This window comes from Streptomyces sp. NPDC050509 (assembly GCF_044457965.1).
Classification (GTDB): domain Bacteria; phylum Actinomycetota; class Actinomycetes; order Streptomycetales; family Streptomycetaceae; genus Streptomyces.
Map to the genome: position 1 here is coordinate 217,459 of NZ_JBITHL010000003.1, position 20,912 is coordinate 238,370.

Below are 20,912 nucleotides of genomic sequence, written 5' to 3' on the forward strand. Positions count from 1 at the left end.
GGCGTCCGTGCTCTCCGCACCGGCGGCTCCGGCGGCCACTACGGCCACCGGACACGCCTTCCTCTCCCCGTCCGGCGTCGAGATCGCCTTCGTCCTCGTCGGCCTGGTCACCCTCGGCGCGGCCCTGATCACCGTCACCACCAAGCAGCTCGTGCACGCCGCCCTCTGGCTGGTCGTCGCGCTCGGCGGCCTGGCCGTGGAGTACCTCCTGCTGACGGCGGAGTTCATCGCCTGGGTGCAGGTCCTGATCTATCTCGGTTCCGTGGTGGTCCTCCTCCTCTTCGGACTGATGCTCACCAAGGCGCCCATCGGCCGCTCCCCGGACTCCGATTCGGGCAACCGCCCGCTCGCGCTCGGGGTGGCCGCCGTCGCCGCCGTCTGTCTGGTCTGGGTCGTCGTCGACGCCTTCCGTACGACCTGGATCGACCTGCGGGGCGCGGCACAGGGCTCCACCGAGGTCACGGGAGCGTTCCTGTTCCGGAACTGGGTGCTGCCCTTCGAAGCGCTCTCCGTCCTCCTGCTGGCCGCCCTCGTCGGCGCGATCGTCCTGTCCCGCAAGGAGCGGCGCTGATGCATCTCGCCTACCCCGCCGTGCTCGCGGCCCTCCTGTTCTGTGTCGGTCTGTACGGGGTGCTCGCGCGCCGCAACGCGATCCTCGTCCTGATGTCCGTCGAGCTGATGCTCAACGCCGTCAACCTCAACCTCGTCGCCTTCGACGTCTGGCTCCGCGACACGCTCCACACCGGCCAGGCGCTCACCCTCTTCGTCATCGCCATCGCCGCCGCGGAGATCGGCATCGGCCTGGCCATCGTGCTGATGGTCTACCGCAACCGGGGCTCCTCGGACATCGACCGGCTCCGCGACACCGCCGAGGGCCCCGACGGGACCGCCACCCCGGCGCAGCAGGCTCCGACGCAGAAGACTGAGGCCACCGCGTGACCACCACGACCCTCGCCGTCCTCGTCCCCGTCCTGCCGTTCCTGGGCGCCGTCGCCGGGCTGCTGCTCGGCCGTACCGCCCCCGGGTTCGTCCGCCCCCTGGCGATTCTGCCGACCCTGGCCGCCGCCGCGCTCGCCGTGATCGTGGCCGTACGCCAGGGCGGTGGCGCGGGCAGCGGGAAGGCGCCGCTGGACGCCGCGACCCAGCTCACCCCCACCGGCTCGGTCCCCATCGACCTCGCCCTGCACATCGACGGCTTCGCGGCCCTGGTCGCCGTCCTCGTCGGCGTCGTCGCGTCGTGCGTGCAGATCTACTCGACGGGCTATCTGCGCGGTGACGCGCGCTACCCCTCGTACGCCGCTCTGGTCTCGCTCTTCACCTCCGCGATGCTGCTCGTCGTCTACTCGGGCGACCTGATGGTGCTGCTGGTCGGCTGGGAGATCATGGGCATCTGCTCGTACTTCCTCGTCGGCCACTACTGGGAGACACCCGAGGCGCGCGCCGCCTCCCTCAAGGCGTTCCTGGTCACCAAGCTCGGCGACGTCCCCTTCCTGATCGGTCTGTTCGCGCTCGCCGCCGACGCCGGCACGTTCCGGATCACCGGCGTCCTGAAGACCGTCGCGGACGGCGGTCTCGACCACCCCACCCTCGTGGCGCTGCTGCTGCTCGCCGGAGTGGCGGGCAAGTCCGCGCAGTTCCCGCTGCACACCTGGCTGCCCGACGCGATGGCGGGCCCCACGCCCGTCTCCGCGCTGATCCACGCCGCCACCATGGTCGCGGCCGGCATCTACTTCGTCGCCCGGCTCCTCCCCGTCTTCGCCGCCTCGGAGGCGGCGCTGGTCGTCCTGGCCGTGATGGCCGCGGTCACCATGGTCGGCTCGGCGCTCGCCGCCCTCGCCCAGGACGACATCAAGCGGGTCCTCGCCTACTCGACCATCGGTCAGCTCGGCTACATGTCGGGCGCCCTGGCCGTGGGCGACCGGAGCGCGGCCGTCTTCCACCTCGTCTCGCACGGTGCGTTCAAGGCCCTCCTCTTCCTCGGCGCCGGTGTCGTCATCCACGCCGCCGGCACCAACTCGCTGGCCACCATGTCCCGGATGCGCGGCCTGCCCCGGCGCATCCCCGACGCGTACTGGACGATGACCGTCGCCCTGCTCGCGCTCGCCGCGATCCCTCCCTTCGCCGGTTTCTTCTCCAAGGAATCCGTCCTGGTCGCCGCCGAGCACGCCGCCCTCGACGAATCCGCCGCCCCCGGGGCCGCCGGCTGGACGGTGCTGGTCGCCGGACTCCTCACCGCCCTGCTCACCGCCGCGTACGCCACCCGCCTCTGGCTGCTGGCCTTCCGTGGCCACGGCGCCGAGGCCCCCGACCACGGCAAACAGCCCGTGTCCATGAGCGCCGTCCTGTGGGTGCTGGCCCTTCCCTCCCTCGGTTTCGGTCTGACCGTCGGATATCTCGCCGAGTGGTTCGACGGCCACAGCCTCGCCCCGAACCTCACCACCTCCGTCCTGGGCACCGGAGCGGGTCTCGCCGGCGGCCTGATCATCTACGGCTGCTGGCGCCACACCACGGCGCTCGCCGCCCGTACGCCGATGGGCGCCGTCACCGCGCATCCGCACACCGAGCCCGCGCTCACCGAGGCGGAAGCCATCGAGACCCACACCGCCACCTACGGCTCCATCTCGGCGGCCGACGACCCGGCGGACCCCGGACGGCTGGTGCTGGGCCCGCTCCACCGCCACGCGGCCTCCGGCTTCCATCTCGACGCCGTCTACCACCGCCTGTTCGTACGCCCCGTCCTGGCCGCCGCCGAGCTGGTCCGCTTCCTGGACCGCGAGGTGGTCGACACCTACGTACGCGGCGCGGGCACCGGCACCCGCTGGCTGGGCAGCGCCGTACGCCGTGCCCAGACCGGCAATGTGCAGACCTATCTCAGCGCCCTGCTGGCCGGCTCCGTCGTCCTGGCGATCGCCGCCGTACTCGTCGCCGCCGGAGCGTGAGCCGTGATCGATATCAGTGAGTCCGTGATGCAGTTCCTTCTCGCGTTGATCATCGTCGGCCCGCTGGTCGGCGCCGTCGCGGCCCTGCTCCCCGCCCCGCCGGGGCTCCGCGGCAGCAGCCCCGACCAGGCCGTCCTGCGCCACGGCGTGACCGTGACCGGCGCGATCCTCATCGCCGCGATCGTCCTCGCGCTCGGCTTCGACCACGACCAGCCGTCGAGGATGCAGGCCACCACGGACATCAGTTGGATCGCGGCACTGGACGTGCGGATCCACCTCGGTGTCGACGGCATCTCACTCCCCCTTCTGGTCCTGACCGCGCTGCTGACCTTCCTCTGCGCGCTCTACAGCTACTTCAAGATGCCCAAGGGCCCCTCGCCCAAGGCATTCGTCGCCCTGCTGCTCGTGCTCGAATCCGGCACGCTCGCGACCTTCGCCGTCCTCGATCTGATCCTGTTCTTCCTGGCCTTCGAGATGGTGCTGATCCCGATGTACTTCCTGATCGCCCGCTGGGGCGGCTCGGAAGGCGTCACCGGCGGCCGGCAGGCCGCCGCCTGGAAATTCATCCTCTACACACTGCTCGGGTCCGTCGTCATGCTGCTCGGCCTGCTCCTCATCGGAGTCCAGGCCGGCACATTCGACATGATGGCACTCGCCACTGACAACGGCTCAGGTCTCAGCACATCCGTGCAGGTCACCGCCGTTCTGGCGATCGGTCTCGGGCTCGCGGTCAAGACCCCGATGTGGCCCCTGCACAGTTGGCTGCCGGACGCCCACACCGCCGCGCCGACCGTCGGCTCCGTCCTCCTCGCCGGCGTCCTGCTCAAGATGGGTACGTACGGATTCGTCCGGATCGTCCTGCCCATCGCCCCCGACGGGATGCGGGTCTTCGCCCCGTACCTCGCCGCCTTCGCCGTCGTCGGCATCATCTACGGCTCCCTCGCCTGCCTCGCCCTCGCCAAGCGGGGCGCGGGCGGCGATCTCAAACGGCTGATCGCCTACTCCTCCGTCGGCCACATGGGCTTCGTCCTGCTCGGCATCGCGACGATGACCCCCACCGGCGTGAACGGCGCGCTCTTCGCCAACATCGCCCACGGCCTCATCACCGGCCTGCTGTTCTTCCTGGTCGGAGCCCTCAAGGACCGGTACGGCACCGCGGACCTCGACACCCTCGCCGGAGCGACCGGCGCCGCGCTGTACGGCCGCGCCCCCCGCCTCGGCGGGCTGCTCGCCTTCGCCGCGGTCGCCTCGCTCGGACTGCCGGGGCTCGCCGGGTTCTGGGGCGAGATGCTCGCCCTGTTCGGCGCGTTCGACCCGGCGGAGGGGCTGAGCCGCCCCGCCTTCCTCACCTTCATGACCGTCGCCGCCTTCGGCACCCTGCTCACCGCCGCGTACCTGCTGGTCGTCGTACGCCGCGTCTGCATGGGCGTGCCGCCCCACGAGATGGGCGTGCCGCCCCACGAGCCGGAAGGCGCCCCGGAATCCGGGACGACCGAGGGAACGCGGGACACGCCGGGGACCACGGGCGCGGGCGCGCCGCACTTCCCCGACGTGGCCGACGTACAGACCTACGAGATCGCCGCCTGGACCCCGCTCGTCGCGCTGACCGTCCTCGCCGGTCTCTGGCCCGCGGTCCTCCTCGGCCTCACCGACCCCGCCGTGCAGAAGCTCCTCGCAGGAGGCAAGTCGTGACCGTGGCCGCCGAGAGCGCCGGCGCCGCCGGCCTCGTCCAGTCCGTCGACTGGCTCGCGATCGCGCCCCCCACCCTCGTGGCGGTGGTCGCCCTGATCATCCTGGTCGCCGACCTCTTCGTACCGGACCACCGCAAGCCGCTCCTCGGCGGTCTCGCGATCGCCGGCCTCGTCGCCGCGCTCGGCACACTCCTGCCGCTGCGCCACGGCGACCGCGCCACCTTCTGCCTCACCACCGCATCGGACGTGTGCAGCTACACCGCGGACCACTTCGCGCTGGTCATCCAGCTCCTGGTGCTCGGCGGGGCGCTGCTCACCGCACTGCTCTCGTACCACGACACGCACCAGCTCCCCGCGGGCGAGTTCTGGTTCCTGCTGCTCGCCTCGGCGGCCGGCGCGGCGCTGCTGCCCGCCGCACGCGACCTGGCCACCCTCGTCGTCGCGCTCGAAGTGGCCTCCCTGCCCGCCTTCGCCCTGGTCGGGCTCCGGCGCGGCGACCGGCTCTCCTCCGAGGCCGCGCTGAAGTTCTTCCTCTCCTCGGTCACCGCGACCGCCGTCATGCTGCTGGGCGTCAGCTTCGTGTACGCGGCCACCGGCACCATGCACCTCACCGAGATCGCCACGAAGCTGGACGAGGTCCCCGGACAGCTCTCCACCCTCGCCGAGGCGGGTGTCGCCCTCACCCTCGTCGGCTTCGCCTTCAAGACGGCCGCCGCGCCCTTCCACTTCTGGGTGCCCGACACCTATGTGGGCGCGCCGCTGCCCATCGCCGCCTATCTGTCCGTGGTCGGCAAGGCCGTCGGCTTCTCCGGCCTCATCCTGGTGACCGTCGTCGCGTTCCCCTCGTACCACGCCGTATGGGGGCCGGTCCTCGCCGTCCTCGCCGCGTTGACGATGACGCTCGGCAATGTGGCCGCACTTCGGCAGTCCGCCACGCGCGCGTGGAGCGCCGTACGACTGCTGGCCTGGTCGTCCGTGGCCCAGGCCGGCTACCTCTTGGTGCCGATCGCCGCCGCCGCGTACGGCGGGGGAGGGGACGGGAGCGGCGGCGAGGGCGGCGGGACGGAGCGGATCGGCTCCACCGTCGCGTACGCCCTGATGTACGCCGTCGTCAACCTCGGCGCGTTCGCCGTCGTCGCGCTCGTGGCCCGTACGAAGCCGCTGAACCGCATCTCCGACTACCAGGGCCTCTACGCCCGCCGGCCGCTCGCCGCGCTCGCGATGGGCTTCTTCCTGCTCTGCCTGGCCGGGCTGCCGCCGGGCATCATCGGCCTGTTCGCCAAGGTCACCGTCTTCTCGACGGCGGTCGACGCGGGACTCGGCTGGCTGGCCGTCGTCATGGCCCTCAACGTTGTCGTGGCGCTCTACTACTACCTCCAGTGGACGGCGGTCCTTTTCCGCTCCCCGGAGGGGCAGCCGGAAAGCGCCGACGCCCCCACGACGGTGACCGCCGACACCGGGACGGCCGCCCTGACCCCGGCGCCCGCCCTCACCGCGGCCATCGCGCTGACCGCCGCCGCGGGCATCGCCCTCTCGGGCGCGCCGCAACTGGTGCTGCGCTTCGCCGGCGTCAGCCTCTTCTGAGAGAAAGCCACGACCGGAAAGCCACGACCGGAAAGCCACAACCACCCGGACGGCGTACGCCCCCGTCCGGTCTGCCGGGGAACCCGGACCGCCCGCCTCGCGTTGACCTGTACGGAAGGGTCCACTGGAGAGTGGAGCAGCACCAGGCAAAAGGGTTCCCCTGCCGCATGACTTGGAGGGCGTACCGTGCACCGCCGGCACAACGGGCTCAGGACCGCAGTACTCCTCGGGGGACTGTCCGCACTCATCATCGCGATCGGCAGTTTCTTCGGAAGTACGGGTCTGATCGTCGCGCTCGTCGTGGCGGTCGGCACCAACGCGTACGCGTACTGGAACAGCGACAAGCTGGCTCTACGCGCGATGCGCGCACGCCCCGTCAGCGAATTCGAGGCGCCGCAGCTCTACCGCATCGTCCGTGAGCTGTCGACGGCCGCGCGCCAGCCCATGCCGCGCCTGTACATCTCCCCCACACAGGCGCCCAACGCGTTCGCCACCGGCCGCAACCCGCGCAACGCGGCCGTCTGCTGTACGGACGGGATCCTCCAGATCCTGGACGAGCGGGAGCTGCGCGGGGTCCTCGGTCACGAGCTGAGCCATGTCTACAACCGCGACATCCTGATCTCGTCGGTGGCCGGAGCCCTCGCGTCCGTGGTGATGTTCCTGGTGAACTTCGCCTGGCTCATCCCCATAGGCCGCTCGGACGACGACGACGGCCCCGGCATCTTCGGCATGCTCCTGATCATGATCCTGGGGCCGCTGGCGGCGTCCGTCATCCAGCTCGCGGTGAGCCGTTCACGCGAGTACGAGGCGGACGCGTCCGGAGCCCAGCTCACGGGCGACCCGCTCGCCCTGGCGAGCGCGTTGCGTAAGCTGGAAGCCGGAACGAAACAGCTTCCGCTGCCGGCCGAACCGCGGATCGAGACAGCCAGTCACATGATGATCGCGAACCCCTTCCGTCCAGGTCGGGGATTCTCGAAACTGTTCTCCACGCATCCGCCGATGGCGGAGCGCATCGCCCGACTAGAACAGATGGCAGGTCCGCGAGCATGAAGACAATCCTGAACATTATCTGGCTCGTCCTGAGCGGTTTCTGGCTCTTCCTCGGGTACATGCTGGCGGGCGTTCTGCTGTGCATCACGATCATCGGCATACCCTTCGGCGTGGCGGCCTTCCGTATCGGCGTCTACGCCCTGTGGCCCTTCGGCTACACAGCGGTCGACCGCCCCGGCGCGGGCGCGCCCTCGTGCGTCGGAAACGTCCTGTGGCTGGTCCTCGCGGGCTGGTGGCTCGCCCTCGGCCACATCGTCACCGGCGTCCTCCAGTGCGTCACGATCATCGGCATCCCCCTGGGCCTGGCCAACTTCAAGCTGATCCCGCTCTCCCTGATGCCGCTCGGCAAGGAGATCGTCTCCACGGACCAGCCCTTCACCTCCCGCTGACGGACCCTCGAACAGCCCCGACGACACCCTCGGGGCTGTTACCGAATGCGGACGTATGCCCCAGGGGATGCGGGGTAGTTGATCACTCAGCATCAGGAGTCCGCCCGGCCGTGCCCCAGGCCCCGGGCTGCTGAGCACCGTACACATCGCAACCACGGCCCGCCTCTGCGGCGTCATTGAGGGCGATACCGCAAGAAAGGCAGGTTCAGGGCATGGGTGTCATAAGCTGGATCATTCTCGGACTTCTCGCCGGCGCCGCCGCCAAGATTCTGCTCCCCGGCCGGGACCCCGGCGGGCTGATCGGAACGACCCTCATCGGGATCGCGGGAGCCTTCATCGGCGGCTGGATATCGGCGACATGGCTCGACCGGCCGATCAGCAACGACTTCTACGACGGGGCCACCTGGATCGCCGCCATCGGTGGCGCGCTCGTCCTGCTCGTCGTGTACCGGCTCCTCTTCGGCCACTCACGGTCCCGCTGAACCGGCGGGCGGGGCTCGCGGGCGGGGCGGGGCCTCAGGTCCCGGAAGGGTCCGTCAGGCCCGTCTCGCGCAGGGTGATGTTGAGCCGGCCACCGCTCATCCCCGTCCCGGGCCCCGCCGTCCCCGGATACACCTTGGGCACCCCGTGGTACGCGAAGCGCGACTCCCCTCCGAAGACGAAGAGGTCACCGGAGGCGAGCCGCACATCCGTGTAAGGGCGGCCCCGGCCCTCCGCGTTGCCGAACCGGAAGACACAACTGTCGCCGATGCTCAGGGAGACCACCGGCGCCGCGGACCTCTCGTCCTTGTCCTGGTGCATCCCCATCCGCGCGTCGCCGTCGTAGAAGTTGATCAGAGCCGTGTCCGGGGCGTACGCGGCACCGGCCGCCGGATCGCCGTACGCGTCCACGAGCGCCGCGCGCCCCAACTCGGCCAGCCAGGACGGGAACTCCGCGACCCGCGCGCCGTTCACATCCCCCGCGCTCCGCGTGTACCGGTAGGGCTGCCAGTGCCAGCCGACACACACCGTCTGTACGGACATCACGCCACCGTTCGGCAGCACCGTGTGCCGGATCGGCACCGGCCCCCGCGCCCACCCCCGGCAGACCGTCACCAACTCCCGCTGCCGCTCGGCCGACAGCCAGCCCGGGACATGCACGGCCCCGGGCGCGACGACCGTACGTGCCCGGCCCGTCGCGAACGGCTCCGGGAACAGCCCGTCCCCGCCCGGTCCGCCGCCCGCGCCGTCGTCTCCCGCCGCGCCGGCGCTCATGCCGGCAGCGCGCCCTCCAGGCCGAGGAGCCGCTCCTTGCGCTCCAGTCCGGCCGCGTACCCGCGCAGCGCCCCGTCCGCGCCGATCACGCGGTGACACGGCCGTACGACGAGCAGGGGATTGCGCCCGATCGCCGTCCCCACGGCCCGCACCCCCGCGCCCGACGCGCCGACCCGCGCCGCGATCTGCCCGTACGTCACCGTCACGCCGTACGGGATGGCGTCCACCGCCGCCCAGACCCGGCGCTGGAACTCCGTGCCGCCGGCCGCGTACTCGATGTCGAAGCCCGTCGACGTACCGGCGAAGTACGCCCGGAGCTGCCCGACGATCCCGGCGAACGCCTCGGGCGCGCGGACCCAGTCGTCCTGGACGACCGCCGCGCCCTTCTGCCCCGGCAGGGAGAGGGAGGCGAGCGCCACACCGCCCGGTGCCGTGGCGGACCCCACACCGGCCAGGAGTACGTCGCCCAGCGGGCTGTCGACCGTGGTGTACAAGATGGTCGCGCTCACGGTGCTCAAGGCTTTCGAGCTGTTCAAGGTGTTCAAGGTGACTGTCATCACTCGTTCCTCTCCACGCGGTGTGTTTCAACGACCGCTCAGTGACGAGTCTGCGCCCCCGGAACCCGCGAAGCTGGCGGAATTCGGACACCGCACCCACCCTCCGGGCGCGGTCCCCGAACCGCCGTCCTCAGCGGTAGTTGACGAACTGGAGCGCGAAGTCGAAGTCGTGCCCCTTCAGCAGGGCGATCACGGTCTGGAGGTCGTCACGGCTCTTCGAGCTGACCCGCAGCTCGTCGCCCTGAACCTGCGCCTTGATGCCCTTGGGACCCTCATCGCGGATGATCTTCGCGACCTTCTTGGCGTTGTCCTGGGAGATGCCCTCCTCGATCGACGCGAAGATCTTGTACTCCTTGCCGGACAACTGCGGCTCGCCGGCGTCCAGCGCCTTCAGCGAGATGCCGCGCTTGATCAGCTTGGACTGGAAGACGTCGAGGATCGCGCTGACCCGCTCCTCGGAGTTCGCCTGCATCAGGATCTTCTCGCCGGACCAGTCGATCGAGGCCCCCACGTTCTTGAAGTCGTAGCGCTGCGAGATCTCCTTCGCGGCCTGGTTGAGGGCGTTGTCGATCTCCTGCCGCTCGACCTTCGAGACGATGTCGAAACTGGAGTCGGCCATGTCCTGTGGCTCCTTGTATCGGTCTGTCTGCCTGTATGGGTGCTGCTGTGCTGCCGGTTGTCGCCGGGCGCAGTCGAGGTGCTGCCGACGCCGTCGCCGTAAAGCCTAGTCACCCGGGACCGCCCCGAGCGCGGAACAATCCGGTGGCGGAGCACCCCCTGGCATCGGGTATCGTTTACGTCGTTGCCAAGGAGCGCGGCCCCGAAAAGGGCAGCTCGGACGGCAGCGACATCCCATGGCGGTGTGCCCGAGTGGCCAATGGGAGCGGACTGTAAATCCGCCGGCTTAGCCTTCCCAGGTTCGAATCCTGGCGCCGCCACGCGATCGAGATGGCCCCTTCCGTACGGAAACGTGCGGAAGGGGCCATTCGCGTAGGTCAGCTCGTGTACGGACAGCTCGCGTACGGTCAACCGCCGTTGACCGCCGCCTTCACCGCGTCCGCCACCGGTACCGCGCCGCCGATCAGCTCCAGCGTCCGGCCCGCCGTGCCCGGCGCCTCCAGCAGCTCCGCCAGCACCGCCGCCACGTCGTCGCGCGGCACCGCGCCCCGCCCCGTCGACTCCGCCAGCGTGACCAGGCCCGTACCCGCGTCGTTCGTCAGCGCGCCCGGCCGCAGGACCGTCCAGTCCAGCCCGGACCTCGACCGTACGGAGGCATCCGCCGCGCCCTTGGCACGCTGGTACGCGTCGAAGACCTCGTCGCCCTGATGGTCCGGGTCGGCGCCCATCGACGAGACGACCACGTGACGGCGTACGCCCGCGCGCTCCGCCGCGTCCGCGAAGAGCACCGCAGCGCCGAGATCCACCGTCTCCTTGCGGGCCGCGCCGCTGCCGCCGCCCGCGCCCGCCGCGAACACCGCGGCGTCCGCGCCCGCCAGCACCTCCGCCACCTCCTCGACCGAGGCCGACTCCAGGTCCAGGACGACCGGTTCGGCGCCCAGGGCCCGCAACTCCTCCGCCTGACCGGGGTTGCGGATGATGCCCGCCACCCCGTGTCCGCGCGCGGCGAGCAGACGCTCCAGCCGCAGCGCGATCTGACCATGTCCTCCGGCAATCACGATTCGCATGCTCACGACCGTACGTGGCGACGTGACCGTACGTCGCGACCTCGCGCCCCGCCGCACGGGCGCGCCTCCCGCTCACGGGCCCCCGCCCGGCCGGCCCTGGCGCGGCAGCTCCGGCGCGCCCGACTCGACCGAGTCGCAGTACTCCCGTACCGCGCTCGTCCGCGCCACCACCCGCCCCCGGTGGATCACGATCCTGCTGTACGCGAGCGACAGCACCCCCTCGATCCGCTCCCCGCGCACCGCCAGCAGCTCCGCGGGGAAGCCCGCCTCCACCCGCACCTCCGGCAGCCCCATCACCGCCCGCGCCGCCCCGCTCACCGCGCCGTACGCGTCCGCCGCGCGTACCCCGCCCTGCGAGGCCAGCAGATACGCGGCCTCCAGCGGATCCCCGCGCCCCACCGGGTTCGACACGTCCCGCAGCGCCCCGCCGCCCGCCGCGAGCCGTACGCCGGCCGCCCGCAGCAGCCGTACGGGGGCCACCCCGCGCGCCCCGCCCACCCGCTCCGTACCGCGCCGCTCCAGGCCTCCGCAGCCGCCCTGCGGCAGGCAGACCACCGTCACCCCGGCCGCCGCCAACTGGTCCGCCGCCCGCGCCGCCACCTCGGCGGGCAGCGCGGCCAGCCCCGCGCACGGGCCGAGCGTCACCCCGGCCGGCACCCCGCCCGCCAGCGCCGCGAGCCGCGCGATCCTGGCCGGTTCGGCGCCCTCCGTGTGCAGGTCGACGGGGCACCCGTGCTCCGCCGCGACCTCCAGCACCGCCTCCACGTACCCCGTCGGATCGGGGTCGAGGTCCGGGCAGCCGCCCACCACCCCGGCGCCCATCGTCACCGCGTCGCGCAGCATCGCGAGCCCGTCGGCGCCCGCGAGCCCGGTCAGCAGCCGGGGCACGGCCACGGCGGTCAGATCGGCGAGCCCGCGCAGCGAGCGCCGCGCCTGGAGGACCGCCGCGAGCCGGCCCAGCTCCTGGGCGTCGCCGATGCGTACGTGGGAACGCAGCGCGGTCGCGCCGTGGCCGAGCTGGAGGAGCGCGGCCTCGGTGGCGCGCCGCTGCACGTCCTCGGAGGTGTACGGGACGGGCCGCTCGGCGGCGCGGTCGGCGGTGAGCGCGGTGTCGCTGTGGGCGTGCGGCTCGGCGGGGGCGGGCAGCAGCAGGTAGCCGCCGAGGTCCACGCGTGAGGCGCCGCCCGGCGGGAGGCTGCCTGCCGTGCCCACGGCTTCGATCCGGCCCGCGCCGATCCGTACGTCGACGATGCGGCCGTCGGCGAGCCGGGCGCCGCAGAGCACGAGCGCGGGGGTGTCGGCCGTGGCCCCGTCGGGCGGCTGCGGCTGGCTGTCGGGCATCGGGCTCCTGGGGGAGGTGGTCCGCGCCACGTGCAAGATCACGGAGCGCGGAGCCGAGCCTAGGGGCGCCCCGGCCGGGCTTCGCGGAGGAGCGAAATAGTCGTACCGGCGAGCCCACGGGGAGCCGCCCGGACGGGCGCCGCGACCAGCGCGAACCGGGGCCGGAAGTGGTGTGTGACACGGGGTGGGACACCTGGGGCGACGGGCCACGAAACGGATTTGGGCGATCGGTGGGCGACCGTGTAATGTCTTCATCGCTCGCCCCAATAGCTCAGTCGGTAGAGCGTCTCCATGGTAAGGAGAAGGTCTACGGTTCGATTCCGTATTGGGGCTCAGATGTTCGGTGATCCTCGCCTTCGGGCGAGGAGATCCAGCATCGAAGCGGTGTAGCTCAGTCGGTAGAGCAAGCGGCTCATAATCGCTGTGTCACCGGTTCAAGTCCGGTCACCGCTACACAAAAGTAGCCGATTGTGGGGTCGGTCCTTCGATCGGCTACTCTTTTATGCGTTCATCCTTTCATCCGTTGTCCGTCCAAGGAGCACTCACGTGGCTGCCACCGACGTCCGCCCGAAGATCACGCTGGCCTGCGTGGAGTGCAAGGAGCGGAACTACATCACCAAGAAGAACCGGCGTAACAACCCGGACCGTCTTGAGATGAAGAAGCACTGCCCGCGCTGCAACTCGCACACCGCGCACCGCGAAACGCGCTGAATCAGGCTCGTACGCGAGGCCGTCCCCGGTTGGGGACGGCCTCGCGTCGTTTGTAGTGGTCACCTACATCAGGGAGGGAGCGAGTCAGTGGCGCTCGATCAGTCCTTCGTGGGGCGGAGCTATCCGCCCACCGCGCCGTACGAGGTCGGCCGGGAGAAGATCCGTGAGTTCGCCGAGGCGGTGGGCGACCCCAATCCGGCGTACACCGACCCGGAGGCCGCCAAGGCGCTCGGGCACACCGATCTGATCGCCCCGCCGACCTTCGTGTTCGCGATCACGTTCAAGGCCGCAGGCGAGGTCGTCGCCGATCCGCAGCTCGGTCTGGACTACAGCAGGGTCGTCCACGGCGACCAGAAGTTCGCGTACTCCCGCCCCGTGCGCGCGGGGGACCGGCTGAGCGTCACCTCCACCATCGAGGCGATCAAGTCCCTCGCCGGGAACGACATCATCGACGTACGCGGCGAGGTGCACGACGAGGCCGGCGAGCACGTGGTGACCGCGTGGACCAAGCTGGTGGCGCGCGCCGCCGAGGGGGCGTGAGAGCGATGACCGCGAAGATCGGTTACGACGACGTCGAGGTCGGTACGGAGCTGCCGGCGCGGAGCTTCCCCGTCACACGCGCCACGCTGGTGCGGTACGCGGGCGCCTCCGGGGACTTCAACCCGATCCACTGGAACGAGAAGTTCGCCAAGGAGGTCGGCCTCCCCGACGTCATCGCCCACGGCATGTTCACCATGGCCGAGGCGATCCGCGTGGTGACCGACTGGGTCGGCGACCCGGGGGCCGTCGTCGAGTACGGCGTCCGCTTCACCAAGCCCGTCGTCGTGCCCAACGACGAGACGGGCGCGCTCGTCGAGGTCAGCGCGAAGGTCGCGGCGAAGCTGGAGGAGGGCCGGGTCCGCGTGGACCTGACGGCGATGAGCGCGGGGCAGAAGGTGCTGGGTATGGCCCGCGCCGTCGTCCGGCTCGCCTGACACACGCAGCACCGGCCTACAGGCCGCAGGTAAGGGGCGCCCGCAATGGCCGGGCGCCCCTTACGCTTGTGCCCGTGCACGAACTCCGCGACGCCCCTCTCGCCCCCCTGACCACCTTCCGCCTCGGCGGTCCCGCGGCCCGGCTCGTCACCGCCGTCACCGACGACGAGGTGATCGCCGTCGTACGGAAGGCGGACGACGCGGGCACCCCGCTCCTGATCATCGGCGGCGGCAGCAACCTGGTCATCGGCGACCGGGGCTTCGACGGCACCGCCCTGCGCATCGCGACCAAGGGCTTCACGCTCGACGGTACGGCGCTGGAGCTGGCCGCCGGTGAGGTCTGGACCGAGGCCGTCGCCCGGACCGTCGAAGCGGGCCTCGCGGGCGTCGAGTGCCTGGCCGGCATCCCGGGCTCGGCCGGCGCCACCCCGATCCAGAACGTCGGCGCGTACGGCCAGGAGGTCTCCACGACCGTCACCGAGGTCGTTGCGTACGACCGCGCCGCCCGCGAGACCGTGACGCTCACCGGCGCCGAGTGCGGCTTCTCGTACCGTCACAGCCGCTTCAAGCAGCACCCCGGGCGCTGGGTCGTGCTGCGGGTCCGCTTCGGCCTGGAGGACGCGGGCGGCCTCTCCGCCCCTCTCAAGTACGCCGAGACCGCCCGCGCCCTCGGCGTCGAGCCCGGCGACCGGGTCCCCGCCGCCACCGCCAGGGACACCGTCCTCAAGCTGCGGGCCGGCAAGGGCATGGTGCTCGACCCGGAGGACCACGACACCTGGTCCGCGGGGTCGTTCTTCACCAACCCGATCCTCACCGACCGCCAGTACGCGGAGTTCGCCGCGCGCGTCAGGGCCCGCCTCGGCGACGACGTGACACCCCCCGGCTTCCCGGAGGGGGAGGGGCGTACGAAGACCTCGGCGGCGTGGCTGATCGACCGGGCCGGTTTCACCAAGGGGTACGGCACGGGCCCGGCCAGGATCTCCACCAAGCACACCCTCGCCCTCACCAACCGGGGCGCCGCGCGCACGGAGGACCTGCTCGACCTCGCGCGCGAGGTCGTCGCCGGGGTGTACGACGCCTTCGGGATCACTCTGGTCAACGAGCCGGTGACGGTGGGCGTCAGCCTCTGAGGTCTCTGGCGCCCCTGACGGGGGTCAGGAAGCCAGCCAGGCGTCGATCCCCGCCAGCAGCTTCTCCTGGACCGCGGGCGGCGCGGCGGAGCCCCGTACCGACTGACGGGCCAGCTCGGCCAGTTCCGTGTCGCCGAAGTTCTGGTGGAGCCGCGCCAGTTCGTACTGCGCCGCCAGCCGGGAACCGAAGAGCAGCGGGTCGTCCGCGCCCAGCGCCATCGGGACCCCGGCGTCGAACAGGGTGCGCAGGGGGACGTCCTCGGGCTTCTCGTAGACGCCCAGCGCGACGTTCGAGGACGGGCAGACCTCGCAGGTCACCCCGCGCTCCGCGAGCTTGCGCAGCAGCCTGGGGTCCTCCGCGGCGCGGACGCCGTGCCCGATCCGGGAGGCGCTCAGGTCGTCCAGGCAGTCCCGTACGGACGCGGGCCCCGTCAGCTCGCCGCCGTGCGGCGCGGCCAGCAGCCCGCCGTCCCTGGCGATCGCGAAGGCCCGGTCGAAGTCCCTGGCCATGCCGCGGCGCTCGTCGTTGGAGAGCCCGAAGCCGACGACGCCCCGGTCCGCGTACCGCACCGCGAGCCGGGCCAGGGTCCTGGCCTCCAGCGGGTGCTTCATCCGGTTCGCCGCGACCAGTACGCGCATCCCGAGCCCGGTCTCCCTGGACGCGGAGTCCACGGCGTCCAGGATGATCTCCATCGCCGGGATCAGTCCGCCCAGGTGCGGGGCGTACGAGGTGGGGTCGACCTGGATCTCCAGCCAGCCGGAGCCGTCCCGTACGTCCTCCTCGGCGGCCTCGCGCACCAGTCGCTGGATGTCCTCGGGCGTCCGCAGACAGGACCGGGCGATGTCGTACAGCCGCTGGAAGCGGAACCAGCCGCGTTCGTCGGTGGCGCGCAGCTTCGGGGGTTCGCCGCCGGTCAGCGCGTCGGGGAGATGGACGCCGTACTTGTCGGCGAGTTCGAGCAGGGTCGCCGGCCGCATCGAACCGGTGAAGTGCAGATGCAGATGGGCCTTGGGCAGCAGGCTGAGGTCCCTGGGGCGGGGGGTGGTGCTCTCCATCCATGGATTTTGCCGCATGAAAAGAGCCACCGGCAGCCACTTTCCCCGATCGAGATCTTGTCCGAACGCGGATACGGAACGGGAAACGGGTCCCCGGCCGGTGGCCGGGGACCCGTTCAGTCGCTGGTGGGAGCGTGCGGAGGCGTCAGTCCTTGGCCTCGGCCAGCAGCTTCTGGAGGCGCCCGACGCCCTCGGCGAGATCCTCGTCACCGAGCGCGTAGGACAGCCGCAGATACCCGGGCGTGCCGAACGCCTCGCCCGGGACGACCGCGACCTCGGCCTCGTCCAGGATCAGCGCGGCCAGCTCGACGGAGGTCGCCGGGCGGGTGCCGCGGATCTCCTTGCCGAGCAGGGCCTTCACCGACGGGTAGACGTAGAAGGCGCCCTCGGGCTCCGGGCAGAGCACGCCGTCGATCTCGTTGAGCATCCGGACGATCGTCCTGCGGCGCCGGTCGAAGGCGGTCCGCATCTCGGCCACGGCCTCCAGGTCGCCGGAGACGGCGGCGAGGGCGGCGGCCTGCGCGACGTTGGAGACGTTGGACGTGGCGTGCGACTGGAGGTTGGTCGCGGCCTTGACGACGTCCTTGGGGCCGATGACCCAGCCCACCCGCCAGCCGGTCATGGCGTACGTCTTGGCCACGCCGTTGACGACGACGCACTTGTCGCGCAGCTCGGGGACGACGGCCGGCAGCGAGGTGAAGACGGCGTCGCCGTAGACGAGGTGCTCGTAGATCTCGTCCGTCAGCACCCACAGGCCGTGCTCGACGGCCCAGCGGCCGATGGCCTCGGTGTCGGCCTCGCTGTAGACGGCGCCCGTCGGGTTGGACGGCGAGACGAAGAGCACGACCTTCGTACGCTCCGTACGGGCGGCCTCCAACTGCTCGACGGAGACGCGGTAGCCCGTGGTCTCGTCGGCCACGACCTCTACCGGGACACCGCCGGCCAGCCGGATCGACTCGGGGTACGTCGTCCAGTACGGAGCCGGGACGATGACCTCGTCGCCCGGGTCCAGGATGGCGGCGAACGCCTCGTAGATGGCCTGCTTGCCGCCGTTGGTGACGAGGACCTGGGACGCGTCGACCTCGTAACCGGAGTCGCGGAGCGTCTTCGCGGCGATGGCGGCCTTCAGCTCGGGGAGTCCGCCGGCCGGCGTGTAGCGGTGGAACCTGGGGTTACGGCAAGCCTCGACCGCGGCGTCCACGATGTAGCCGGGGGTCGGGAAGTCGGGCTCGCCCGCGCCGAAGCCGATCACCGGACGCCCGGCGGCCTTCAGGGCCTTGGCCTTGGCGTCCACGGCGAGGGTCGCGGACTCGGAGATCGCGCCGATGCGGGCGGAGACCCGGCGCTCGGTGGGAGGGGTTGCAGGGCTCATAGGGTCCATGGTCCCAGACCTGAAACCTCCGTGGCACACACGTTTCACGCTGTGAACAAAAGGGGGAGGCACGCTGTGAACAACAAGAGGGAGGCACGCTGTGAACAAAAGCGGACGGGCGGGTGGGCGCACCAGAGGATGATCGCTTCGCGCGACGTCCCCGTGACGTCCCCGTGGGGCTCCAGGGGGAAGCTGTTCGACGCACGGCCCATGAGCACGTACACTCACTGGTCGTTGGCCTTCAGCTCCGAAGCCGTACCGGGCACTCCGTGCATCCGGTCGTATGCGGTAGGTTGAGGGAGAACGCAAAGGGTCGTAGCTCAATTGGTAGAGCACTGGTCTCCAAAACCAGCGGTTGGGGGTTCAAGTCCCTCCGGCCCTGCTACACACATCTTCGCCAGGATGTGTGCGCATGTACGTACATTCAATGCATCGCCGTGCGGCTCCCCCGGGCGCGGCACGGTCACGACCCGGAATCAGGTGAGAGAGAGTGGCGGATGCCGTGGGCTCCATCGACAAGCCTGATGCCGACGATGAGTCCGCCGAGTCGAAGAAGCCCCGCAAGGGCGGAAAGCGCGGCAAGAAGGGCCCCCTGGGCCGTCTCGCGCTCTTCTACCGACAGATCGTCGCCGAGCTGCGCAAGGTCGTCTGGCCGACTCGCAGCCAGCTGACGACGTACACCACCGTGGTGATTGTCTTCGTGGTCGTCATGATCGGTCTGGTGACCGTGATTGACTATGGCTTCCAGCAAGCAATCAAGTACGTCTTCGGCTGATCCCGCGAAGGGCGCCCGGTGCGGCGCCCCTTTCGCGTGTTCCACCCATTGAGCCAGGAAGAAGCAGCCACCGTGTCTGACCCGAAACTGAACGACGCCAGCGAGTCGGTGGAGTCCCGAGAGGACCAGACCGGCATCGTCGAGGCGGCGGACGCTATCGAGCCAGACCAGGCCGAAGCCGCTGACATCGCTGCGGGCGAGCCGGCCGAAGAGGCCGCGCTGCACGTCGAGGACGAGACCGAAGAGGCCGCCGAGGACTCCGTGGAAGCGGACGACGAGGCCGCTGACGACGAGGCCGACGACGAGGCGGAAGCCGTCGCCGAGGCCCCTGCCGACCCGGTCGCCGCCCTCCGTGACGAACTCCGCGGGCTGCCCGGTGAGTGGTACGTGATCCACACCTACGCGGGCTACGAGAAGCGCGTGAAGGCCAACCTGGAACAGCGCGCCGTCTCGCTCAACGTCGAGGAATTCATCTACCAGGCTGAAGTCCCCGAGGAAGAGATCGTCCAGATCAAGAACGGCGAGCGTAAGAACGTCCGCCAGAACAAGCTTCCCGGGTACGTTCTCGTCCGCATGGACCTGACGAACGAGTCCTGGGGCGTCGTCCGCAACACCCCCGGCGTCACCGGCTTCGTGGGCAACGCCTACGACCCGTACCCGCTGACCCTGGACGAGATCGTCAAGATGCTCGCCCCGGAGGCCGAGGAGAAGGCCGCCCGCGAGGCCGCCGAGGCCGAGGGCAAGCCCGCGCCGTCGCGCAAGGTCGAGGTCCAGGTGCTGGACTTCGAGGTCGGCGACTCCGTCACCGTCACCGACGGCCCCTTCGCCACCCTCCAGGCGACGATCAACGAGATCAACGCGGACTCGAAGAAGGTCAAGGGCCTGGTCGAGATCTTCGGTCGCGAGACCCCGGTCGAGCTGAGCTTCGACCAGATCCAGAAGAACTGATCCTTCTTCCGGAACACCTACTTCCGACAGGTCAGACAGGGGTTCACGCCTGTCTGACCTGTCGGTTTTTGGCCGTACGGCTATACCCGTTATCGTTGTGCGGTATGCCTCCATCCGGATGACCGGACGGCGGGCTGAAAACTCTCAAATGGACCCGGAGAGAGCAATGCCTCCCAAGAAGAAGAAGGTCACGGGGCTTATCAAGCTCCAGATCAGTGCCGGCGCGGCCAACCCGGCTCCGCCGGTCGGCCCCGCGCTGGGCCAGCACGGCGTCAACATCATGGAGTTCTGCAAGGCCTACAACGCCGCGACCGAGTCGCAGCGTGGCATGGTCGTGCCGGTGGAGATCACGGTCTACGAGGACCGCTCCTTCACCTTCATCACCAAGACTCCGCCGGCCGCCAAGCTGATCCTCAAGGCCGCTGGTGTGGACAAGGGCTCCGGCGAGCCGCACGTCAAGAAGGTCGCGAAGCTCACCCGCGACCAGGTGCGCGACATCGCCACGACCAAGATGCCCGACCTGAACGCCAACGACCTGGACGCCGCCGAGAAGATCATCGCCGGCACCGCCCGTTCCATGGGCATCACGGTCGAGGGCTGACCCAGCAGGGCACGCCCCAGTGGGAGGGCCGAGCGCGGCCCGCACCACGAACTCCACACCTGAAGAAACACCAGGAGAAGAAGTGAAGCGCAGCAAGGCTCTCCGCGGCGCGGACGCGAAGATCGACCGGGAGCGTACGTACGCCCCGCTCGAAGCCGTCCGTATCGCCAAGGACACCACCAGCACCAAGTTCGACGGCACCGTCGAGGTGGCCATGCGTCTGGGCGTCGACCCGCGCAAGGCCGACCAGATGGTCCGTGGCACCGTGAACCTTCCGCACGGCACCGGCAAGACCGCCCGGGTCCTGGTCTTCGCGACCGGTGACCGTGCCGAGGCCGCGCGTGCCGCGGGCGCCGACATCGTCGGCGCCGACGAACTGATCGACGAGGTCTCGAAGGGCCGTCTGGACTTCGACGCCGTCGTCGCCACCCCGGACCTCATGGGCAAGGTCGGCCGCCTCGGCCGCGTCCTCGGCCCGCGTGGTCTGATGCCGAACCCGAAGACCGGCACGGTCACCCCCGATGTCACGAAGGCTGTGAACGACATCAAGGGCGGCAAGATCGAGTTCCGCGTCGACAAGCACTCGAACCTGCACTTCATCATCGGCAAGGTCTCCTTCGACGAGACGAAGCTGGTCGAGAACTACGCCGCGGCGCTGGAGGAGATCCTCCGTCTCAAGCCGTCCGCCGCCAAGGGCCGCTACATCAAGAAGGCCACGCTGGCCACCACGATGGGCCCCGGCGTTCCGCTGGACGCCAACCGCACCCGTAACCTCCTCGTCGAGGAGGACCCGGCCGCCGTCTGAGTCCGACGGCAGCCGCGGGTCGCACCGTACGTACGAAAGCCGGGCCCCGC

General features: G+C 70.5%; 23 protein-coding genes and 4 tRNA genes. 20 read left to right on the top strand and 7 right to left on the bottom strand.

The features are described 5' to 3' along the window. The first annotated feature begins 7 nt into the window (after positions 1 to 7). The 8 genes from ACIBJC_RS10055 (at position 8) to ACIBJC_RS10090 (ending at position 8,135) form a co-directional block, all read left to right on the top strand. Positions 8 to 571 (top strand): NADH-quinone oxidoreductase subunit J, encoded by a 564-nt coding sequence (locus tag ACIBJC_RS10055; protein WP_399291153.1) that lies wholly within the window; start codon positions 8 to 10, stop codon positions 569 to 571. Next, entirely contained in the window at positions 571 to 939 is a 369-nt protein-coding gene (gene nuoK / locus ACIBJC_RS10060; protein WP_329828523.1) for an NADH-quinone oxidoreductase subunit NuoK, read from the top strand. The genes ACIBJC_RS10055 and nuoK overlap by 1 nt, the downstream gene beginning before the upstream one ends. Next, complete coding sequence (locus ACIBJC_RS10065; RefSeq protein WP_399290191.1) at positions 936 to 2,939, top strand: NADH-quinone oxidoreductase subunit L; 2,004 nt, start codon at positions 936 to 938, stop codon at positions 2,937 to 2,939. Before nuoK ends, ACIBJC_RS10065 begins: the two co-directional genes overlap by 4 nt. A 3-nt stretch (positions 2,940 to 2,942) precedes the next feature. Continuing rightward, positions 2,943 to 4,631 carry a NuoM family protein gene (locus ACIBJC_RS10070; protein ID WP_399290193.1) on the top strand — a complete coding sequence of 563 codons (1,689 nt, stop codon included), beginning with the start codon at positions 2,943 to 2,945 and terminating at the stop codon, positions 4,629 to 4,631. Further along, positions 4,628 to 6,214, top strand: a complete 1,587-nt coding sequence (locus ACIBJC_RS10075) for an NADH-quinone oxidoreductase subunit N (protein ID WP_399290195.1) — start codon at positions 4,628 to 4,630, stop codon at positions 6,212 to 6,214. The genes ACIBJC_RS10070 and ACIBJC_RS10075 overlap by 4 nt, the downstream gene beginning before the upstream one ends. A gap of 186 nt (positions 6,215 to 6,400) precedes the next feature. Continuing rightward, positions 6,401 to 7,264 (top strand): zinc metalloprotease HtpX, encoded by an 864-nt coding sequence (htpX, locus tag ACIBJC_RS10080; protein ID WP_399290197.1) that lies wholly within the window; start codon positions 6,401 to 6,403, stop codon positions 7,262 to 7,264. Beyond that, positions 7,261 to 7,653: a YccF domain-containing protein gene (locus ACIBJC_RS10085; RefSeq protein WP_399290199.1), complete on the top strand. Its 393-nt coding sequence runs from the start codon at positions 7,261 to 7,263 to the stop codon at positions 7,651 to 7,653. The genes htpX and ACIBJC_RS10085 overlap by 4 nt, the downstream gene beginning before the upstream one ends. 212 nt (positions 7,654 to 7,865) lie before the next feature. Next, entirely contained in the window at positions 7,866 to 8,135 is a 270-nt protein-coding gene (locus ACIBJC_RS10090; protein WP_399290201.1) for a GlsB/YeaQ/YmgE family stress response membrane protein, read from the top strand. Between the two features lie 34 nt (positions 8,136 to 8,169). On the opposite strand, the gene ACIBJC_RS10095 is transcribed toward ACIBJC_RS10090, so the two are convergent. The 3 genes from ACIBJC_RS10095 to ACIBJC_RS10105 form a co-directional block, all read right to left on the bottom strand. Beyond that, positions 8,170 to 8,907 carry an alpha-ketoglutarate-dependent dioxygenase AlkB family protein gene (locus ACIBJC_RS10095; RefSeq protein ID WP_399290203.1) on the bottom strand — a complete coding sequence of 246 codons (738 nt, stop codon included), beginning with the start codon at positions 8,905 to 8,907 and terminating at the stop codon, positions 8,170 to 8,172. Continuing rightward, on the bottom strand, positions 8,904 to 9,416 hold the full coding sequence (locus ACIBJC_RS10100; RefSeq protein ID WP_399290205.1) for a methylated-DNA--[protein]-cysteine S-methyltransferase: 513 nt from the start codon (positions 9,414 to 9,416) through the stop codon (positions 8,904 to 8,906). Before ACIBJC_RS10100 ends, ACIBJC_RS10095 begins: the two co-directional genes overlap by 4 nt. A gap of 178 nt (positions 9,417 to 9,594) precedes the next feature. After that, positions 9,595 to 10,083, bottom strand: a complete 489-nt coding sequence (locus ACIBJC_RS10105; RefSeq protein WP_329828534.1) for a YajQ family cyclic di-GMP-binding protein — start codon at positions 10,081 to 10,083, stop codon at positions 9,595 to 9,597. A 237-nt stretch (positions 10,084 to 10,320) separates the two neighbouring features. On the opposite strand from ACIBJC_RS10105, the gene ACIBJC_RS10110 reads away from it, so the two are divergent. Beyond that, positions 10,321 to 10,402, top strand: a tRNA-Tyr gene (locus ACIBJC_RS10110). 87 nt (positions 10,403 to 10,489) lie between these two features. On the opposite strand, the gene ACIBJC_RS10115 is transcribed toward ACIBJC_RS10110, so the two are convergent. Next, positions 10,490 to 11,149, bottom strand: a complete 660-nt coding sequence (locus ACIBJC_RS10115) for an SDR family oxidoreductase (RefSeq protein ID WP_399290207.1) — start codon at positions 11,147 to 11,149, stop codon at positions 10,490 to 10,492. 72 nt (positions 11,150 to 11,221) lie between these two features. Further along, on the bottom strand, positions 11,222 to 12,490 hold the full coding sequence (locus ACIBJC_RS10120) for an amidohydrolase family protein (RefSeq protein WP_399290209.1): 1,269 nt from the start codon (positions 12,488 to 12,490) through the stop codon (positions 11,222 to 11,224). A 260-nt stretch (positions 12,491 to 12,750) separates the two neighbouring features. Here ACIBJC_RS10120 and ACIBJC_RS10125 point away from each other — a divergent pair. The 6 genes from ACIBJC_RS10125 to ACIBJC_RS10150 all read left to right on the top strand — a co-directional run bounded on the left by ACIBJC_RS10125 (position 12,751) and on the right by ACIBJC_RS10150 (position 15,305). Then, positions 12,751 to 12,823 (top strand) — tRNA-Thr (locus tag ACIBJC_RS10125). 47 nt (positions 12,824 to 12,870) lie between these two features. Further along, a tRNA-Met gene (locus tag ACIBJC_RS10130) sits at positions 12,871 to 12,943 on the top strand. A 93-nt stretch (positions 12,944 to 13,036) separates the two neighbouring features. After that, on the top strand, positions 13,037 to 13,201 hold the full coding sequence (gene rpmG / locus ACIBJC_RS10135) for a 50S ribosomal protein L33 (protein WP_003956487.1): 165 nt from the start codon (positions 13,037 to 13,039) through the stop codon (positions 13,199 to 13,201). A gap of 87 nt (positions 13,202 to 13,288) precedes the next feature. Then, the gene (locus ACIBJC_RS10140) at positions 13,289 to 13,741 is read left to right on the top strand and encodes a MaoC family dehydratase N-terminal domain-containing protein (RefSeq protein WP_384919522.1); all 453 of its coding nucleotides are present in this window, start codon (positions 13,289 to 13,291) and stop codon (positions 13,739 to 13,741) included. 5 nt (positions 13,742 to 13,746) lie between these two features. Further along, positions 13,747 to 14,175 (top strand): MaoC family dehydratase, encoded by a 429-nt coding sequence (locus ACIBJC_RS10145; RefSeq protein WP_329828538.1) that lies wholly within the window; start codon positions 13,747 to 13,749, stop codon positions 14,173 to 14,175. A 74-nt stretch (positions 14,176 to 14,249) separates the two neighbouring features. Then, on the top strand, positions 14,250 to 15,305 hold the full coding sequence (locus ACIBJC_RS10150; RefSeq protein ID WP_399290212.1) for a UDP-N-acetylmuramate dehydrogenase: 1,056 nt from the start codon (positions 14,250 to 14,252) through the stop codon (positions 15,303 to 15,305). A gap of 24 nt (positions 15,306 to 15,329) precedes the next feature. On the opposite strand, the gene ACIBJC_RS10155 is transcribed toward ACIBJC_RS10150, so the two are convergent. Beyond that, the gene (locus ACIBJC_RS10155) at positions 15,330 to 16,361 is read right to left on the bottom strand and encodes an adenosine deaminase (protein ID WP_399290214.1); all 1,032 of its coding nucleotides are present in this window, start codon (positions 16,359 to 16,361) and stop codon (positions 15,330 to 15,332) included. Positions 16,362 to 16,506: 145 nt separating this feature from the next. After that, a complete protein-coding gene (locus ACIBJC_RS10160) occupies positions 16,507 to 17,733 on the bottom strand; it encodes a pyridoxal phosphate-dependent aminotransferase (protein WP_399290216.1) in 1,227 nt (408 codons plus the stop codon). A 309-nt stretch (positions 17,734 to 18,042) separates the two neighbouring features. Between ACIBJC_RS10160 and ACIBJC_RS10165 the strand changes: the two genes are divergently transcribed. The 5 genes from ACIBJC_RS10165 to rplA all read left to right on the top strand — a co-directional run bounded on the left by ACIBJC_RS10165 (position 18,043) and on the right by rplA (position 20,862). Then, a tRNA-Trp gene (locus ACIBJC_RS10165) sits at positions 18,043 to 18,115 on the top strand. Positions 18,116 to 18,223: 108 nt separating this feature from the next. After that, on the top strand, positions 18,224 to 18,508 hold the full coding sequence (gene secE, locus ACIBJC_RS10170) for a preprotein translocase subunit SecE (protein WP_384919537.1): 285 nt from the start codon (positions 18,224 to 18,226) through the stop codon (positions 18,506 to 18,508). Positions 18,509 to 18,580: 72 nt separating this feature from the next. Next, positions 18,581 to 19,456: a transcription termination/antitermination protein NusG gene (nusG, locus tag ACIBJC_RS10175; RefSeq protein WP_399290218.1), complete on the top strand. Its 876-nt coding sequence runs from the start codon at positions 18,581 to 18,583 to the stop codon at positions 19,454 to 19,456. Positions 19,457 to 19,622: 166 nt separating this feature from the next. Beyond that, the gene (gene rplK, locus ACIBJC_RS10180) at positions 19,623 to 20,057 is read left to right on the top strand and encodes a 50S ribosomal protein L11 (protein WP_023539372.1); all 435 of its coding nucleotides are present in this window, start codon (positions 19,623 to 19,625) and stop codon (positions 20,055 to 20,057) included. A gap of 82 nt (positions 20,058 to 20,139) precedes the next feature. Further along, positions 20,140 to 20,862, top strand: coding sequence for a 50S ribosomal protein L1 (rplA, locus tag ACIBJC_RS10185; protein ID WP_384919544.1), 723 nt, complete (start codon positions 20,140 to 20,142; stop codon positions 20,860 to 20,862). The last annotated feature ends 50 nt before the right edge of the window (positions 20,863 to 20,912 follow it).

Bases quoted from the DNA above. Each gene is read 5' to 3' on its own strand.
- ACIBJC_RS10115 (WP_399290207.1), bottom strand. From the start codon at position 11,149: ATGCGAATCGTGATTGCCGGAGGACATGGTCAGATCGCGCTGCGGCTG.
- ACIBJC_RS10105 (WP_329828534.1), bottom strand. From the start codon at position 10,083: ATGGCCGACTCCAGTTTCGACATCGTCTCGAAGGTCGAGCGGCAGGAG.
- ACIBJC_RS10090 (WP_399290201.1), top strand. From the start codon at position 7,866: ATGGGTGTCATAAGCTGGATCATTCTCGGACTTCTCGCCGGCGCCGCC.
- ACIBJC_RS10095 (WP_399290203.1), bottom strand. From the start codon at position 8,907: ATGAGCGCCGGCGCGGCGGGAGACGACGGCGCGGGCGGCGGACCGGGC.
- nuoK (WP_329828523.1), top strand. From the start codon at position 571: ATGCATCTCGCCTACCCCGCCGTGCTCGCGGCCCTCCTGTTCTGTGTC.
- ACIBJC_RS10155 (WP_399290214.1), bottom strand. From the start codon at position 16,361: ATGGAGAGCACCACCCCCCGCCCCAGGGACCTCAGCCTGCTGCCCAAG.
- ACIBJC_RS10120 (WP_399290209.1), bottom strand. From the start codon at position 12,490: ATGCCCGACAGCCAGCCGCAGCCGCCCGACGGGGCCACGGCCGACACC.
- ACIBJC_RS10145 (WP_329828538.1), top strand. From the start codon at position 13,747: ATGACCGCGAAGATCGGTTACGACGACGTCGAGGTCGGTACGGAGCTG.
- ACIBJC_RS10160 (WP_399290216.1), bottom strand. From the start codon at position 17,733: ATGAGCCCTGCAACCCCTCCCACCGAGCGCCGGGTCTCCGCCCGCATC.
- ACIBJC_RS10085 (WP_399290199.1), top strand. From the start codon at position 7,261: ATGAAGACAATCCTGAACATTATCTGGCTCGTCCTGAGCGGTTTCTGG.
- rplK (WP_023539372.1), top strand. From the start codon at position 19,623: ATGCCTCCCAAGAAGAAGAAGGTCACGGGGCTTATCAAGCTCCAGATC.